Annotated in this window: 15 protein-coding genes; 8 read left to right on the forward strand and 7 right to left on the reverse strand. The window is 39.5% G+C overall.

The window, feature by feature from the left end; all coding sequences use genetic code 11:
- Positions 1 to 29 precede the first annotated feature (29 nt).
- Positions 30 to 1685: an FAD-binding dehydrogenase gene (locus BR30_RS0122140; RefSeq protein WP_026566902.1), complete on the reverse strand. Its 1656-nt coding sequence runs from the start codon at positions 1683 to 1685 to the stop codon at positions 30 to 32.
- A 233-nt stretch (positions 1686 to 1918) separates the two neighbouring features.
- On the opposite strand from BR30_RS0122140, the gene BR30_RS34265 reads away from it, so the two are divergent.
- From BR30_RS34265 to BR30_RS0122155, 3 genes are all read left to right on the forward strand, one after another.
- A complete protein-coding gene (locus tag BR30_RS34265) occupies positions 1919 to 2383 on the forward strand; it encodes a hypothetical protein (protein WP_035445795.1) in 465 nt (154 codons plus the stop codon).
- A 156-nt stretch (positions 2384 to 2539) separates the two neighbouring features.
- Positions 2540 to 3034: a hypothetical protein gene (locus BR30_RS0122150; RefSeq protein ID WP_026566903.1), complete on the forward strand. Its 495-nt coding sequence runs from the start codon at positions 2540 to 2542 to the stop codon at positions 3032 to 3034.
- Positions 3015 to 3509, forward strand: a complete 495-nt coding sequence (locus BR30_RS0122155) for a hypothetical protein (RefSeq protein ID WP_026566904.1) — start codon at positions 3015 to 3017, stop codon at positions 3507 to 3509. The genes BR30_RS0122150 and BR30_RS0122155 overlap by 20 nt, the downstream gene beginning before the upstream one ends.
- A 27-nt stretch (positions 3510 to 3536) precedes the next feature.
- Here the strand turns inward: BR30_RS0122155 and BR30_RS0122160 are convergent, their stop codons facing one another.
- Positions 3537 to 3959, reverse strand: a complete 423-nt coding sequence (locus BR30_RS0122160) for a hypothetical protein (protein ID WP_026566905.1) — start codon at positions 3957 to 3959, stop codon at positions 3537 to 3539.
- A gap of 185 nt (positions 3960 to 4144) precedes the next feature.
- Between BR30_RS0122160 and selB the strand changes: the two genes are divergently transcribed.
- Positions 4145 to 6025 carry a selenocysteine-specific translation elongation factor gene (gene selB / locus BR30_RS0122165; protein ID WP_026566906.1) on the forward strand — a complete coding sequence of 627 codons (1881 nt, stop codon included), beginning with the start codon at positions 4145 to 4147 and terminating at the stop codon, positions 6023 to 6025.
- A 47-nt stretch (positions 6026 to 6072) separates the two neighbouring features.
- Here the strand turns inward: selB and BR30_RS38520 are convergent, their stop codons facing one another.
- From BR30_RS38520 to BR30_RS0122180, 3 genes are all read right to left on the reverse strand, one after another.
- Positions 6073 to 7512, reverse strand: a complete 1440-nt coding sequence (locus tag BR30_RS38520) for a TerD family protein (protein WP_026566907.1) — start codon at positions 7510 to 7512, stop codon at positions 6073 to 6075.
- A gap of 201 nt (positions 7513 to 7713) precedes the next feature.
- Positions 7714 to 10854: an MMPL family transporter gene (locus BR30_RS0122175; protein WP_026566908.1), complete on the reverse strand. Its 3141-nt coding sequence runs from the start codon at positions 10852 to 10854 to the stop codon at positions 7714 to 7716.
- Positions 10855 to 10857: 3 nt separating this feature from the next.
- Positions 10858 to 11319 carry a MarR family winged helix-turn-helix transcriptional regulator gene (locus tag BR30_RS0122180; protein ID WP_026566909.1) on the reverse strand — a complete coding sequence of 154 codons (462 nt, stop codon included), beginning with the start codon at positions 11317 to 11319 and terminating at the stop codon, positions 10858 to 10860.
- Between the two features lie 238 nt (positions 11320 to 11557).
- On the opposite strand from BR30_RS0122180, the gene BR30_RS0122185 reads away from it, so the two are divergent.
- From BR30_RS0122185 to BR30_RS0122200, 4 genes are all read left to right on the forward strand, one after another.
- Positions 11558 to 12505 (forward strand): efflux RND transporter periplasmic adaptor subunit, encoded by a 948-nt coding sequence (locus tag BR30_RS0122185; RefSeq protein WP_026566910.1) that lies wholly within the window; start codon positions 11558 to 11560, stop codon positions 12503 to 12505.
- A 126-nt stretch (positions 12506 to 12631) separates the two neighbouring features.
- Positions 12632 to 13303, forward strand: coding sequence for a response regulator transcription factor (locus BR30_RS0122190; RefSeq protein ID WP_026566911.1), 672 nt, complete (start codon positions 12632 to 12634; stop codon positions 13301 to 13303).
- A gap of 8 nt (positions 13304 to 13311) precedes the next feature.
- Positions 13312 to 14583, forward strand: coding sequence for a sensor histidine kinase (locus BR30_RS0122195; protein WP_026566912.1), 1272 nt, complete (start codon positions 13312 to 13314; stop codon positions 14581 to 14583).
- Positions 14584 to 14720: 137 nt separating this feature from the next.
- Positions 14721 to 15257, forward strand: coding sequence for a PepSY-associated TM helix domain-containing protein (locus BR30_RS0122200; RefSeq protein WP_026566913.1), 537 nt, complete (start codon positions 14721 to 14723; stop codon positions 15255 to 15257).
- Positions 15258 to 15307: 50 nt separating this feature from the next.
- On the opposite strand, the gene BR30_RS34270 is transcribed toward BR30_RS0122200, so the two are convergent.
- Both BR30_RS34270 and BR30_RS38525 read right to left on the reverse strand, forming a co-directional pair.
- Positions 15308 to 16201, reverse strand: coding sequence for a cupredoxin domain-containing protein (locus BR30_RS34270; protein WP_035445796.1), 894 nt, complete (start codon positions 16199 to 16201; stop codon positions 15308 to 15310).
- A gap of 152 nt (positions 16202 to 16353) precedes the next feature.
- Positions 16354 to 16485, reverse strand: a complete 132-nt coding sequence (locus BR30_RS38525; protein ID WP_269320629.1) for a hypothetical protein — start codon at positions 16483 to 16485, stop codon at positions 16354 to 16356.
- Positions 16486 to 16543 lie beyond the last annotated feature (58 nt).

Genomic DNA, 16543 nt, shown 5'->3' on the forward strand with positions numbered 1-16543 from the left:
TCTCACCTCCTTTAATAACATCATCATACTCATGATAATTCTTCAGCAATGGCACGTCCAGTTTGCCTTCCTGTAAATAAACAGCCGCCGACAAAGGTTCCTTCTAAGGAACGATAGCCATGAATGCCTCCTCCGCCAAATCCTGAAACTTCGCCAGCTGCGTATAGACCTGGCACAGGTTTTCTTGTTGAATCAAGGACTCTGCCGGATAAATCGGTCTGGAGACCGCCTAGCGTTTTTCGACTTACTATGTTTAGCCGTACAGCGATTAGGGGGCCCATTTTTGGATCGAGAATTCGATGCGGAGGTGCTACTCTTATCAGTTTGTCCCCAAGATAATTTCTAGCTCCACGCATAGCCGTAATTTGAAGATCTTTGGTAAATTTATTTTCAATTTCCCGGTCTCTAGCAAGAATCTGTCGCTCAATCTCATCTAGAGATAACAATTTATCACCGGAAAGTTTATTCATCCCGGCTACAAGTTCAGACAGGGTATTTGCAATAACAAAATCTTCGCCCTTATCCATGAATGCCTTAACAGGGGCAGTAGGACCAGGCAGGATTCGCGCTAACACTTTTTTGATACTTTTTCCGGTTAAGTCTGGATTTTGCTCTGACCCAGATAAGGCGAACTCTTTTTCAATAATTTTCTGGGTTAAAATAAACCAAGAGTAGTCGTAGCCTGATTTCATAATGGCTTCGAGTGTACCCAAAGTATCAAATCCGGGAAAGTTTGGCGCAGGGAAACGCTTCCCTTTGGCATCAAGCCAAAGCGAGGAGGGACCCGGCAGGATTCGGATGCCATGGTTTGGCCAGACTGGGTCCCAGTTTTTTATTCCTTCGGTGTAATGCCACATTCGGTCACGATTGACTATTCGACCCCCTGCTTGCTCCGTAATGCCGAGCATTCTTCCGTCCACATGTTCCGGTACTCCTGAGATCATATATTGAGGAGCCTTACCAAGACGTTCCGGCCAATTTTTTCGAATGAGTTCATGGTTACCGCCAATACCGCCGCTTGTTACGGCTACAGCCGATGAATGAAACTCAAATTCCCCAATTACTTCTCGTGAACTCGCTTCACCTCGGGACGCTGTACTTTGAACTAGTATATCACCACGGACACCGATTATGGCACCATTTTCCTTTAATAATTCAGTCACACGATGGCGTGGGCGATAATCGACAATTCCATCCCTCATTGCTTGTCTGACTCGATCCTCGAATGGTTTTACGAGACCTGGACCTGTTCCCCAGACAATGTGGAAGCGGGGGACAGAATTGCCATGTCCTTCAGCCGTATAGCCACCGCGCTCTGCCCAGCCGACAACTGGGAAAAAACGAATTCCCATCCCTGTGAGCCACTCACGTTTTTCATCTGCAGCAAATTCAACATAAGCCTTTGCCCACTTTTTCCCCCAATAATCTTCGTCGTCTTCTCGATCAAAGCCTGCAGCGCCTAACCAATCCTGCCAGGCAAGTTCCCGAGAGTCCTTGATCCCCATTCTTCTTTGTTCGGGAGAGTCGATGAGAAATAACCCCCCAAATGACCACCAAGCCTGACCGCCGAGAGAGGCTTCGGGTTCTTGATCTAAAAGCAATACTCTTTTTCCGGCATCAGCAAGTTCAGCAGTTGCCACCAAACCTGCTAAGCCAGCACCCACCACAATTACGTCAAATTTCAAAGAAATCCCCCCGGATATAATATAAGGCCTATTTATGAGTTACTAAATTTTCTGAAAAGTAAATATAATCCAGTATAACATAATTTACATAGGATTTTGGGTGAAATAATTAGGCTTGAGAATCACCTGATAAAAAGTTTGAAATTTCAATTATTTTGGGTTTTTTTGAATTCCGTAATCGTATATCATATTAATAGAGTAGAAGGGAAATGAATAAGAAAGGTGGAAAAAGGATGACAACAACGACAACAACCTTTTGGCATAAGCAACAGGCGGTAAATAGTTTTAATGCAGTCTGGGATCTCCTTGATTTGAATGTGAGAACAAACGAAGAGGTAGAGAAAATGATCCATCAAGCCCATACATCTTTTTATCATTGGACTCAGGTTGAGGGACATACAGCAAAGAATCTATCAATCGGTTATTGGCAGCTATCAAGAGTGTATGCGACAGCAGGGCTCGGCGAGAGGTCCATGTATTATGCAGAACGTTGTCTATCCGTCAGCCTAGAAAACGAAATCGAGCCGTTTTATATTGGCTATGCCTATGAAGCCTTAAGTCGAGCAAATGCTTTGTTAGGTCATAATGATAGATCAATAGAACAAGCTAAAAAGGCAATGGAATATGCAAAGTTAATAGTAGATAAAGATGCAAAAGAAATGCTTGTTCAAGATTTATATGAACTTGAAAGAACCTAATCTTAAAAGATAATAGTTTTACCAACATAAAATGACTTGTGCTAATCACACGTCATTTTTATTTGGGTACGAATGTGTGGAATATTTCTATTTTTTATAAAAGATGGAAAGAATTAAGGTAGTTGGAATCAAGCTTAAAATAGAAGAGGAGATTTCATGGTATTTACCTTTTATTTTGTCTTAAGTTGGATGATGATGGGATTACTTATCTTTAATCGTCAGGAAAACCGAGGGTCGAGAAAGGAGAAATTATTTCTTGTCCTGCTAACCTGTCTCATTAACACTCACACCTATTTAGGTTTATTTGAAACATTTAAATGGATGAAAACAACAACCACTCCGAAATTATATTTGGCATTTCTACTATTTCGAAGTGTCTTTAGTCCATTATTTGTTTCCTATTTCATTCTGTACATAAATAATAGTACATTTAAGAAACAATTAATCCTTGTATTATTCTACTGCCTATTAATAATCGGTATCGATAAAGTCAATTTGATCAATGACCTGTATGATTTTAAGAAGTGGAATCAATTTTATACCGTTATATATTATCTTCTATATTTGTTATTTACAATGTTTGCATTTAACTGGTTTAGAGGATTGGAAGAGCAGGAGGTGAAATGCGAGGATGATGTTGGTAGAACATAAATTTGGTCAGAATGATTATTTTGTTATTTGTGCGGTTTTAGTATCGTGGGGAATTTTTTTCTTTTTGCCAAAAGTGTTTTCTAAGCAATTAACCATTCTCATTTTCCTTTATAGCCTGACAGCTGCAGGTCTTTTCGATAATTCGATTGGATCTGAACCCTTTGACTTTTACGATATTATGGATGGACCAGCGTACACGGTAATGGATATAGTCGTTTACTTTCTCTACCCGCCATTCGCTTATCTTTTTCTTTACCTTTATAAAAAATTTCGAATAAAAGATCGCTACCTATTGTTTTTCATCTTATGTTTTACTGCAGCTGCTATTGCAATAGAGTGGGTTTACCATATCATGGGGGTTTTTCATTATAAAAACGGAAACAGTATCATTTACTCTGTTTGTACTTATCTTTTTATTCAATCATTATTAATTGTGTTTTACCGATTCTTACGAACAAATAAAGCTGATACATAACAAAAACCAGATGAATTCTGGTTTTTGTTAGTTTAGAGGATTTTTCTCAAGAAAACTCTTAAGCTCCTTCAAATTTTTCGACTGATGAATCACTCCACTATTATCAAAAAGAATATAGGCTGATTGTTCGTCTATTGGTAACTTCGGATAAATCTTTTCGACCATTTCAAGTGTTGGTAAACTTAGTATATTTGTTACGGCTTTACGAATCTTTTGATCATCTTCAATAGGTGTTTGTTCTTCCTGCTCTCCGATGACTAGCAGCGAATAGGACTGGTCAGTTTCAGCCAATAAATTTTGATAGGGGAAGGTACCGTCTTTTTTCATCTCAACGGTTCGCTGCGGCCGTTCACTAGTAGACTTCACTTCACTTGCCTTTTTGGGTTCACCGCTCTGACATGCCGATAATAGGAGGATTCCTGCGATAATTGTACAAATCATTTTTTTCATTTGCTTTCTTCCTTTGGTGTTTTTATGTTCTCCTTTACAACATAGCATACGGACGAAACCAATGGTCGAGATGAATGTGGAGATATCTTGAAAAGCGAAGTGTAAGTTGTCGCAAAATCTACCCTTGAACAATAGAGCCATAATCGATACATTAGAAGGGAAGAATGAAAAAGTAGGTGGCATCCTTGGAAAAACGATATTTTACAATTGGTATGGCAGGGCATATCGACCACGGGAAAACGTCCTTAACCAAAGCGTTAACCAATGTAGATACAGATAGATTAAAAGAAGAAAAGGAACGTCAAATTTCTATTGAGCTCGGCTTTGCACCATTATACGAAGATCATGAAATCCAAATTTCAGTGATTGATGTGCCAGGACACGAACGGTTTATCCGGCAAATGATCGCTGGCGTTGCTGGGATTGATTTGGTCGTGCTCGTCGTTGCAGCAGACGAAGGTGTGATGCCGCAAACGAGAGAGCACTTAGACATTTTGAAATTCTTAGGGGTAAAAAATGGTTTGGTGACCATCTCAAAAATTGATCGAGTCGATGAAGAATTTATCGAACTTGTAAAAGATGATATTTTAGCGGAGCTTTCAGGAACAGTATTTGAGGGAGCACCGTTTGTTTTGGTTGACAATCTTTCTAAGAAAGGCATCGATGAGATTAAAGCATTAATCATTAGAACGTTAAAGGAACAAGAAATGCGTGATGCGAAAGGGGCATTCCGTCTCCCGATTGACCAGGTATTTACAGTAAAGGGCCAAGGTACTGTTGTCCGAGGAACGGTATATGAAGGAACAGTAGAAGAGGGGCAATCCCTAAAAATTATGCCCAAAGGGCTGGAAGTCAGAGCAAGGCAGATTCAAGTCCACCATTCACCAGCTGAAAGGGCCTTCGCAGGACAACGAACAGCAATTAATCTTTCAGGTGTCTCCAAGGAAGATGTCGAGAGGGGCGATGTGCTTGTCTCCTCTGAACATTTCCTTGTCACTAAGACATTGGATGTAGCGATTCGTGTCGTTGAAGACCTTGAGCATAAGGTCAAACAGAGGATGCCAATTAAGCTTCATATCGGTACCGCAGAGGTAATGGGGCGGATTGTCTTTTTTGACCGCAATGAAATCAAGGAGGAAAATGGAGAAATCCTATGTCAACTCAGACTTGAGGAAGAAATCCTAACAAAACGCGGCGATCGCTTTATTCTACGTCGTCCAAGTCCGCAAGAGACGATTGGCGGGGGCTGGGTGATTGATCCACGTGGAAACAAATATCGATTTGGCAATCAAACCATTGAGGAATTGGAAAAGAAAAAGGTTGGTTCACCTAAGGAGCGGATTACTGCTGCTTTAATGGAAGCAAAGTGCCTGCCGCTGGATGAATTAATCAAACGGACTTCTTTAGACGGAGTCACAATAACTGACAAATTAATTGAGGAAGAATTTGTCTTATTTGACGGGAAAGAATATACGCTCCAATTGCTGATCAATTCCATTGAGGAAGATATTTTTGATAGATTACAGGATTTTCACCTTCTCCACTCGATGAAAATAGGGATCAATAAAGCTGAGCTGTTGCAAACCCTTCAAAAAAGAGTTCCAAAGCATTTGCTGGATTTTGTTGTCGAGAATGGAATTGCCAATCATATCTTTAACAGAAGAGGGCAGTTTGTTTTGTTAGCCAGTTTTGTGCCACATGTGCCCAAAAATTGGGCAAAGCGGACTGAAAATCTGATTGCAGAATTAAAAAAGGATGGATTAAAAGTTCGTTCCTTAAAAGAGTATTTTGCTGATGCCGGAATACCTGCCACTCTGGAGGCGGATTTAAGACGCTTTTTAGAAGAGGAAGGATTGCTCGTTTTGCTGGATGCCCAGTTTGCATATCATGGAGATGTGTTTCAACAAGCAGTGGCTAAACTGCGCAGTCAAACAGGAGCAGAATTTGATGTCGGAGCGGCGAAAGATGTTCTTGATCTTTCACGGAAATATATGATCCCGTTTTTAGAAAAATTAGATTCAATGGGTCTGACCAAACGTGTGGAAAATAAGCGAATTTGGAAATAGGAAGAAAAATGCCTCTATTCCGTGATGGAATGGAGGCATTTTGTCGTTTAAGATAAAAACTCTGCCGGGTTAAGACCGAGCTCGCGGCAGATATCGCTAACCATTTGCTTTTCATTGTTGTCAAAATTTCCATCAGCATAGCCAATGGCGATACAATACCTGGCGACCAGACGAGCAATTTCGGGCTTGGTTCTTATTTTTCCAAGAGCACGGAAGGCCTCCGCGCGACCCATCATCCGGTCATTTTCTATTCTAGAAACAAACATGTTAAATTTTTGAATAACCTTCGTCGTATCAAACACTCGTAATTCTTCACTTTGATGGACGAACTCAATCATTTTCTGGCGTTCAGAAGCATCCAAGTATCCATCTGCCATGGCCACTAAAGCACAAGCAGCAACCACTGCCTCTAGGACATCCTGACTTTTGTAACGATTAAAAAGTTCCTGTGCTTTTCTCTTTGAATTGTTTGCCCATTCAGCGTAATCGGTTTGCGAAGGGGACCAGGAATTGCCGCAGCTATTACATGAAAATTTCAACTGGTTTTTCCCGATGAATCCGCCAAGAAGGCCTACAGGACCAAGGATGAGTCCGCCAATGGCTGCTTTACCTAGACCAAATCCTTTCTTTCCTGTCCTCACATTTGACGAGTGACAGCGCGGACAAATGATCTCATCTCCACCATATGTCTGGTGTGAATTGACCGTCGCAGGATACGACTGTGTCGGAAATCCGTAGGCAGGCTGTTGATAGGATGATTCAGGCTGAAGATGAGTCCGCTCCTGAGTAGGGTTTGTATAGTTTTGTTGATATGGATTACTCTGCTGGAACGGATTATGGTTTGCTTGGCTTGGCTGGTATGAATTAGGACTTTGTTGGTAGCTTGGTGTTGTTGGCACACTAGAAGGTGGATCATCAACGGCAATCCCAAAGTTCCGGCAAAGTGCTGCAAGGCCTCCTTGGAAACCGCTGGCTATCGCATTAAACTTCCATTCACCATTGTGCCGGTACAATTCAGCGGCAACAATCGCTGTCTCTATCGTAAAGTCTCTGCCTAAGTTGAATCTTAATAATTCCTCATGTGTTTGCTCATTAAAAATACGTACATAAGAGTCTGATATTTGTCCAAAATTTTGCCCTTTCATTTGAGCATCATGGATGGTAATGGTGAAGGCAACCCGATGGATATGGGAAGGTACCCTAGCTAAATCAATCCTGATTTGCTCATCATCTTGCGCACCTGCACCGGTACGATTGTCACCACTGTAGATGATTGATCCGTTTGCTCCATTTGGATTATTATAAAACACAAAATCCTGATCACTGTTCACTTTTCCTGTTTCACCTAATAAAAAGGCAGATGCATCTAAATCAAAGTTTGAGCCCTGCTGATTAATATTCCATCCTAACCCAACCACGACATTTTGCAGGCCAGGGTGAGATTTGGTTAAATCTACTTTTTGTCCCTTGCTAAGTATAACACCCACTTTATTTCACTCCTCAACGATTATGTTCATATGTACATTATAATGTATTTTTAAAAAAGGGAAAAATTTCTAGATATTTCAAGCTCCTTACTAGTTATATGTACGAAAAAAAGGTGAAAAAGTTTCATAATAAAATAAAAAGAACTAATTTGCTTGTTTTCTAAAAAAAGAACGCTGATCCATTGGATCAGCGTAGTAAAATCAGTCGATAAGATTGGAATTATCTTTATTTTTAATAAAAGGCCACCAGTTGGCTTCTCCAAATGTTTTCACCATTACAGGGACAAACAATGGAAGAACGACAAGGGAGTACAAGGCCAATCCGATTAATAGAATTGTAGCAATTTCCAGCAAAGATAAAACTCCTGATGGCATCATTGCGGCAAATGTACCGCCTAAGATAATTGCTGCTGAAATAATAACGGTTCCCATCTTTTTCATAGACAGTAGAATGGCTTTTTCAACTGGCATGTTTCGATATTCGTTGAAGCGATCCATTAAGAAAATACTGTAATCGATTCCTAAGGCTACTAATATTACAAAGGCAAAGAATGGCACCGCCCAGCTTATTCCAGAGTAACCTAATAAATTAACAAAGATTTTTTCTGAAATGGCCATCGAAGTATAGTAGGTTAAGACGAGTGAGCCAATTAGATAGAGCGGCATAATGAGGGAACGGAGCATGATCACTAAAATAATACTAATCCCAACAAGCATTAGCACTACGGTTCTTGAATAATCCGCTTTTGAAATAGAATCAAGGTCGTTATGCATACTTGATACACCGCCAACTGCCACTTTAGCATTTTCGAGTTTGGTGTCCTTAATCACCCGTTTGACTGCTTGCTTTATTTCTGGAACGCGGTCAATTGCTTCATTAGAATATGGATTTTTACTAAAGATCACATCGATCGTCATTACTTTTCGATCTTTTGACAAGTAAGCATCGAGTGCTTGCTCAAAGTCTTTACTGTCTAACACGTCCTGAGGAATATAAAATCCATTTTGTTTCTGATTAGATACTTCAGATAAGTAATCTTGAGCAGAATTCAGTCCGTCCGACACTTTATTTAAACCATCCGCACTTTGGGTTAAGCCATCTGAAAGCTGTGTGATCTGACTGCCCATATCTTGGAATCCTGTTAGGAGTTGTTTTTGCCCGTCATTGATTCCGGAGAGTCCACCGGTAAATTGGGGAAGTCCTGCAATGACTTTTCCTTGTCCTGCAGCCATTTTGTCAAGTCCAGTTTCAAGATCGGAAATCCCTTTTAACAGGCCTTCCATTCCGGTAATCAGGGCTTTCTGGCCAACTGTAATTTCTGTGAATTTACTGTTCGCAAACTCCATACCTTCTTGTGCACCTTTAAGTCCAGTATTTAATTGCTGTAACCCGCCAGCTAATTCTTTTGTTGCGGTTTGCGAGCCCTGAACACTCATTTTAATAGCTTGATAGTTTTGATTTTGACCGATATCACTGTATTGTTGTTCTAGATTTGAAAAATATTGATTTGTAGCCGTTAGAGTTTTGTTCAAGGAACCTAATCCTGTTGCTACTTTTTCATATTGCCCATGGAGAGTAGTTAATCCTGTACTTGCCTTTTTATATCCAGCGAGCAATTGTTTGCTTCCGGCTAAAACCTCTTCGGATTTTTCCTTAACCTGGGTTAAACCATCTTTAATCTGGGCAGAGCCGGCGGAACCAGATTTAAGTCCTTTCTCAATAACTGTCAGCCCGCCTTGGATGTCATCCATCCCCGTTTTTAGTTTATTGGTTCCATTAATTAACTCACTGATTCCGTCAGTGGCTTCCTTCATTTTCGGCTGATTTGCTGCCATCTGGCTGCCAGCTTCCTCCAGGCCATCGCTGATTTTTTTAATTCCAGCATTGCCTTGACCGAGTCCTTCCCCGAGACTTGCCACCTGTTTGGATAGATATAAATCATCAATTGTTTCCCCGATTGGACGGGTTACGGACCGTACAGCATTCACATCGTTGACACGTGCGAGCTCTTGACTTATTTTTTCAGTTATAGCCATATACTCGGAAGTATTCATTTGATCATCGTTTTTAATGACAATTTGGGTGGGCATAGACTCGCCTGGACCAAATGAATCAGAAATAATATTAAAACCCTTTATCGATGGAAAGTCATCACTGATTTCTTCAAGTGAATTAAACGATAATTGATCCTTATAGGTGAATAAGAAGGGGATAGAGATGACCCCGACAATAATAAATGCAATCAATGGACGTGTGAGTGCAAACTTGCCCACAAATCCCCAAAATTTACTTTCACTGTGTTCTAGTTTGCCCTTGGATGGCCAAAATAATTTTTTGCCAAGCACAGCCATGAAGAAGGGGACAACTGTAACAAGGGCGATTAATAGGATGGCGACACCTACGGCAACCGCCGCTGCTGATTGATAGAGCTTAAAGGTCGAAAAACCAATCGAAGCAAACCCAATCATAACGGCAACGCCACTAAAGAAAACCGTTTTTCCAGCGGTACGATAGGTTTCCATAATCGATTCTGTTACACTATCATTTTTTGCCATTTCTTCTTTAAAGCGGCTAAGCAGTAAAATACAATAGTCTGTTCCAATACCAAAAAGGACAGCAACTAAGAAAATTTGTGTAAAGGTTGAGAGTGGAAAGTTAACTTTATCCACTAATAAGGAAACAATCGATTGGGCAGTAAGATAACTGAACCCCACCGTAACCAATGGAATAATTGGTGCAATTGCCGATCGAAACACCAGTAGTAGTACAATGAGGATGAACCCCACGGTAATTCCCTCTGTTTTTTTCAAGCCTTCTTGTGAGTTGGTGACGAGGTCATCGCTGATTACCCAGTTACCAGTATAGTAATGATCCAGTTTTACATTATCAATTTCTTGATATAATTCATCAGCAATTTCTTTGGCTTCTCGGCCATTCACATCTACTTTTACGGAAACAAGAATTGTTTTTCCATCCTCAGAAACCAGTTGGTCTTTTAGGTCTTCTTGCTTAAAGTGGGATAAAATTTCGGAAATCCCCAGTTTTTCCTTGTTTTTTTCAAGCCTATTTACGGCTTTTTCCGCACTTTCAAAATCTGCCTTGGTTAACTTTGTATCACTATGAAAAACCAACGCTGTTTGTAGATTACTGCCACTGTTTTCACTAGATTGAACATCTTTGAGGATTTTTTCGGCTATTGTTGAGGAGTATCCTTCCGGTACAGTAATTTGACCTTTCTCCCGAACCAGTGCTTCCATATTTGGAGCTGCAATAAATAGTGCGGTGATAACGAGGAACCACGCGAGTATTATGACCCATTTTCCTTTTATGATTACTCTCACTGTTTATTCCCCCAGTTTTTCGTTTTTCTTGTTGTTTAAAATTTGTGCCAATTTTTCATACGTATTGATAAAAGTAGTAATTTCCGATTCTTCAAATTGGGTAATGATGGATTCAACAAGCATTTGAACTTTTTCTTGGCAATCCTCGTAAAGGGTGTAACCTTCCTTTGTTAGGGTTAAGTAAACCACTCTGCGGTCATTTTCATCACGTGTTCTTTGTATTAGTCCTCGGTCTACCATCCGATTAATGATGGCAGTGATGGCGCTTTTATTTACCTCAAAAGCATCGGCCAGCTCCGTAGAAGTGCATTCCTTTGCTTGGTGAATATATCTTAATATGTAATGCTGATCGTTTGTGAGTTCGTCGCCAATTTGCCCCTTGATTAAATATTCCGCTTTTTTGTGGACTTGAAAAGATACGGACACATATCGGTCAATTAACTCTTGAATGACGTTTTTATTCATGATTGTTTTCACCTCTTTATTTATAAAATAGTTCAACTGTTTAACTATTCACTTATTAAACTATATAATAACCAAATAATGGCTGTCAATCGAAAATAAACTTTGTTCAAATCGGTGATTCCCCGCAATTCTTAAGAACTTTTAAGGAAAAGTTAAGGAATATACATAATACTGGGTGTAAGTTAGTAATTTTGGCATCCTGGGCGGAATTCAGGAACGCAAAAAGGAGAAAGTATAGATGAAAAAATGGATAGTAATTGCAGGTAGCGTCCTAGTTATTGGTTTTGTCGGATATCAATGGAAACCATTATCGCTGAGTCCACAAACCGTGTCCGCGCAAGTTAGAACGGCAGTGGTCCAAAAAGGTACGTTAAACGTCAACATCAGTGGTTCGGGAACCGTTCAAGCGGTAACCAGCGAAGATATTAAATCAAAGTTTGATAATAGTGAAATAGACGAAGTGCTTGTAGCGGTTGGCGAGAAAGTAAAGAAAGGTGATGAATTAATTACCTTTTCGGATGGAAGTGACCCTATAACAGCATCAGCTACTGGAGTTATTACGAGCCTTGCTGTTTCAGCAGGTGAGCGTGTTACGAATGGACAAGTTGTTGCACATGTAACCAATTACAACGAATTACAAACCGTGGTCCAAATTGATGAGCTGGATATTTCCAAAATAAAAAAGAAACAGTCAGTTAACCTAACAGTTAATGCGTTTCCTGATCAAACGTTTACTGGCAAAGTTTCAGCCATTTCTGAAGAGGGGACATCCTCAAGCGGAATTTCCACTTTCGCTGTTACCATTCATATTGACAAACCAGATCAACTGAAAGTCGGTATGAGTGCTGAAGCACGAATTTTAACAGTCAGTAAGAAAGATGCCCTTTATGTTCCGCTTGATGCTGTATATACATCAAACAAAAAGAAATATGTCATCATCAATTCAAAGAGCACTGATAATAACACCTCTGAAACTAATAAAAAAACCATTCAAACCGGCTTAGCAAATGAAGATTATGTGGAAATAACAAAAGGTTTGTCAGAAGGTGAAACGATTAAGTTACCTCAATTAGCAAAAGCTAGCTCGTCTAAAACTTCAACTACAAATACTGGGGGAAGTGTTTTTGGTGGTTTGGGCAACGCGGGAGGAATGAACCGGAACTTTGGCGGTAGGGGCGGAAATTAAGTGGGAGGTAATTTTCCCTCTTAATTTCCCTCGTTATCAATGAAAGGTAAACAGCAATCATGTGGTATGTTAGGATTGCATTGTTTGTTATAATTATTTTTATATGATGCTTAGGAGAGAATGAGAATGCGCTTATTAGTTGTAGAGGATAATCTTCCTTTATTAGAATCAATCGTTCAGCTATTATCCGATGAGTTTGAAGTCGACCAAGCAACGAATGGTGAGGATGCATTGTTTTTGGCGATGCAGAATATCCATGATGTGATTGTATTGGATGTAATGATCCCTGAGATTGATGGATTTGAAGTGTTACGAACGATTAGGAAGGAAGGCTTAAAAATACCAGTTCTTTTCCTTACTGCAAGAGATTCGCTCGAAGATCGTGTCCAGGGACTTGATAGCGGCGGAGATGATTATTTGGTTAAGCCTTTCCAAGCAGCAGAATTAAAGGCGAGAATTCGTGCCTTGTTAAGGAGAAGCGGCAGCTTAACAACCAATCAAACGATTCAGTATCGCGGGATTGAATTGTTAGGGAAGGAAAGAGATATTGTTGTCGATAGCAAACAGATCAAACTGACAGCAAAGCAATACGAGCTGTTAGAATATTTGATTCAAAATAAAGGAGCCATTCTTACAAAAGAACAAATCTATGACCGTGTTTGGGGGTTTGACTCAGATACAACCATCGCAATTGTGGAGGTATTCATGCACCATCTCCGTAAAAAATTAGAACCATCAGGATATCAAACTGATATTAAAACGATTCGCGGCGTTGGCTATATGTTGAACGAAGAATAGGAGCTAACATGTTTCGGCAAACACTTATTAAATTAACCTATCTAAATTCATTAGTATTTATCGTTCTTATTAGTATACTAGGGACCGTCATTTATTTTTACACAGATAATAAATTATATAAAGATGTCAACCAATCCCTGCTCGAATCGATAGAACATTTGCAACAGCAGCCGGATGGACCAGGTGAAATTCGAGAAGGTAATGGGGGGAATGGCGGGCAATTTCCAAAATTTATTAGGCGAGACCCACGGATATTAACCCTAATCTGGGATGAAGACAATAAGCTGTTGTTGGAACAAAACCGGGATGCGGACATTTTTGAAGGTAATGAGAATTTAATCAAGCCAACAGAATTAAATACTTTAAAGGATGTGGATGTTGAAGATTTTTCATTTAGGTATATCGCCTTTAAGGTGGATCATCCCCAATTAGGAAAAATAACCGTTCAATTCATTCGCAATGTAAACTCTGAACAAGAATTATTGGACAGACTTTTGTTAATTATGTTAATTGGTATGGGTGTTGGAATCGTTTGTGCCGTGGCGTCAGGATATTTTTTAGCGGGAAAGGCATTAGTCCCGATTAAAAAAGCTTGGCAGAAGCAGACAGAATTTGTATCCGATGCTTCACACGAGTTAAGAACTCCATTAGCAGTTATCCAGGCAAAAACAGAAGTCCTATTTCGTGCTCCAAAAGCCACCATACAGGATCGGATTATTGATGTATCAACGATTTCCACTGAATCAAGACGGCTTTCTAAATTAGTGACAAACTTATTAACACTTGCGAGATCGGACTCTGATCAAATTGAAGTCAAAAAGGAACAATTCCAACTCGATGATTTGTTGAAAGAAATACTTCAACAATACGAGGAAATTGCAATGTATCAAGAAAAGTCGCTTCAATTGCAAGAATCGGAACCTGTGAAATTTTTTGCAGATAAAGCGAGAATTCATCAATTAATCGTCATCTTATTAGACAATGCCATGAAATATACAAATGAAGGCGGGGAAATATTGCTTTCATGTTCACAGAATCATTCCTCGATTTTTCTTAAAATAAAGGATACCGGGATTGGAATTCCCGAAAAAGATATTCCAAAAATCTTTGACCGTTTCTATCAAAGTGATAAAGCGAGGACCGCTGCGGAAGGAACCGGACTCGGTTTATCGATTGCGAAATGGATTATTGAGAAACATCATGGTAAGACAAAGGTGCAAAGCACCCTCGGTAAAGGAACGACAATTGAAATCATTTTTCCAAAAACCCAAAAAAGTTAATTTTTTTGGTTTTTTTTTTGAAAAAAATCAAGAGAAATCTATTTCTTAAGAAAAACTTAAGGAATCCCCTTCATAATGTGTTTGTTATTATTCAAGCAAAGATTTTTACATGGAAAACTGAAGGGAGAAGTCTTAACATGAAGAGTACAAGAAAGGCACATCTGTGGATAGGCTTAATTGCTTCCATTTTCATCTTTATCGAGTCCTTGACGGGTCTGTTAATGAATGAACCATGGTTAATCGGCCAAACACAGCTCGAAGGTGGAAAAGGGAATTTCCAACCAGGTCAGTTTAACCCAGGACAACGTCCACAAGGAATGAATGGTGGTTTTGAGCAAGGAAATCAACAAAATTCAGGACAGCAAGGCGGCCAATTTCAGGGACGAGTTAATGGTCAGAATGGAAGCGGTCAGTTCCAAGGGCAACGCGGCTTTGTAGGAAATGGAAACCTGCCGGAAGGAATTCGTGGACAAGCGATGGGCCAAGGTTCGATTATGTCAATCATCCGTGGACTTCATGAAGGTAGAATTGGAAATACAAATGTGAAATGGTTAATAGATTTAACGGCTGTTGCCTTAATGATTTTAACAGGAACAGGAATCTATCTTTCGATGAAGGTTATCGCTGCCGAAAATAAGCGAAAGAAGCGGCAGGCAGAAAGCTTATTTGAATAGATTAATAAAGTAAAAGCACACGATTGAAATTCGTGTGCTTTTTGACTAGCTTATTCTACAATAATCGTCCCTTTAAACATTTGCATTCCACAGCTAAAGGTGTATTCGCCTGAATGATCGGGAGTAAAGGTTAGTTTTGTAGTACCCGTTTTTAAGTTGACATTGTTAATATTAAAATCAGGAATCATAAAGGTGGAAATACAATTCGAGCTATCAAGCGGGTTGTTTATTTCTAGTTCAACCGGAACACCTTTTTTGACGCGAATGACATTTGGGGTATACCCTTGTGTGGTGACCTCCATCTTAACAAGCGGTTTACTTTCCTTTGTTACATCCACTTCCGTTTTGGGAACTTCTTGACTTTCAGCAGCTTGGGCAGTTTCTGGTTGGGTTGATTTACTTTGACCAGGAATTTCGATCATATCACTGCTATACATAAACAGAAATAACGACACCAGAACAACTCCCCCAGTGATGATCGCAAATGGCGAAAGTTCCTGTGTATCAAGGGATAATTTATTATTGGATTCTACGAAAATATACATAATCACAAATCCGATAATTAGGATATAGAATCCTAACAAGATTCCTAATAAAATCGTTGGATTAATAAACTGAATAAATGCACCAAGGATGGCGCCGATGATTCCGCCCATTAATCCTGAAATAGATCCCATTAAGATTGCTAGAATTCCGACTGGGTGGCCTGCTAAAAAGCCTACGACAAAACCGATAATCATACTGACTCCGACTACTAGAAAAATCTCACCTGAAATGATGCCGATGATACTGCCGGTCAGTAAACCTGTAATCACCGCAATGACCATACTAATCATTGTTCCAGAGGTAGTAGCTAGTTTATTTTTATGGCGGTAAACAGAATAGATGGAATATCCGGTTCCAGTGGCAACTATAATTGCCGTAATAATCGCAAATATATTCATTTTTGGTCTCCTCTTACGTGTAATTGATTAACAACATAAGAGTATTATAAATGCAAAAAAACCTTTTAAATTTGTATATTCAGTGATTAATATGAACGTTTTATGAATATTGTTGAGGTAAGATAAGTCGGGTGTAGTTTTGGGAGATGAATTTATTCCTTTTTTTCTTTATCAAGGGTATTTTTATAAATCCGTTTCATGGCCTCATTTTGCATCTTGATATATTCAAGCAAAAATTCTTTTTCTTCTTTTTCTTGTTGGAGATTATCTTTTTCTTTTTCCATGGAAACCACCACCCCTTTATTTTCTAATTACTAGCATTTTAACCGATTTAAACACTTG

Source organism: Bacillus sp. UNC41MFS5, assembly GCF_000686805.1.

Bases quoted from the DNA above. Each gene is read 5' to 3' on its own strand.
- BR30_RS34265 (WP_035445795.1), top strand. From the start codon at position 1,919: ATGACAACAACGACAACAACCTTTTGGCATAAGCAACAGGCGGTAAAT.
- BR30_RS0122150 (WP_026566903.1), top strand. From the start codon at position 2,540: ATGGTATTTACCTTTTATTTTGTCTTAAGTTGGATGATGATGGGATTA.
- BR30_RS0122155 (WP_026566904.1), top strand. From the start codon at position 3,015: ATGATGTTGGTAGAACATAAATTTGGTCAGAATGATTATTTTGTTATT.
- BR30_RS0122160 (WP_026566905.1), bottom strand. From the start codon at position 3,959: ATGAAAAAAATGATTTGTACAATTATCGCAGGAATCCTCCTATTATCG.
- BR30_RS0122180 (WP_026566909.1), bottom strand. From the start codon at position 11,319: ATGAATAAAAACGTCATTCAAGAGTTAATTGACCGATATGTGTCCGTA.
- BR30_RS0122185 (WP_026566910.1), top strand. From the start codon at position 11,558: ATGAAAAAATGGATAGTAATTGCAGGTAGCGTCCTAGTTATTGGTTTT.
- BR30_RS0122190 (WP_026566911.1), top strand. From the start codon at position 12,632: ATGCGCTTATTAGTTGTAGAGGATAATCTTCCTTTATTAGAATCAATC.
- BR30_RS0122195 (WP_026566912.1), top strand. From the start codon at position 13,312: ATGTTTCGGCAAACACTTATTAAATTAACCTATCTAAATTCATTAGTA.
- BR30_RS0122200 (WP_026566913.1), top strand. From the start codon at position 14,721: ATGAAGAGTACAAGAAAGGCACATCTGTGGATAGGCTTAATTGCTTCC.
- BR30_RS34270 (WP_035445796.1), bottom strand. From the start codon at position 16,201: ATGAATATATTTGCGATTATTACGGCAATTATAGTTGCCACTGGAACC.
- BR30_RS38525 (WP_269320629.1), bottom strand. From the start codon at position 16,485: ATGGAAAAAGAAAAAGATAATCTCCAACAAGAAAAAGAAGAAAAAGAA.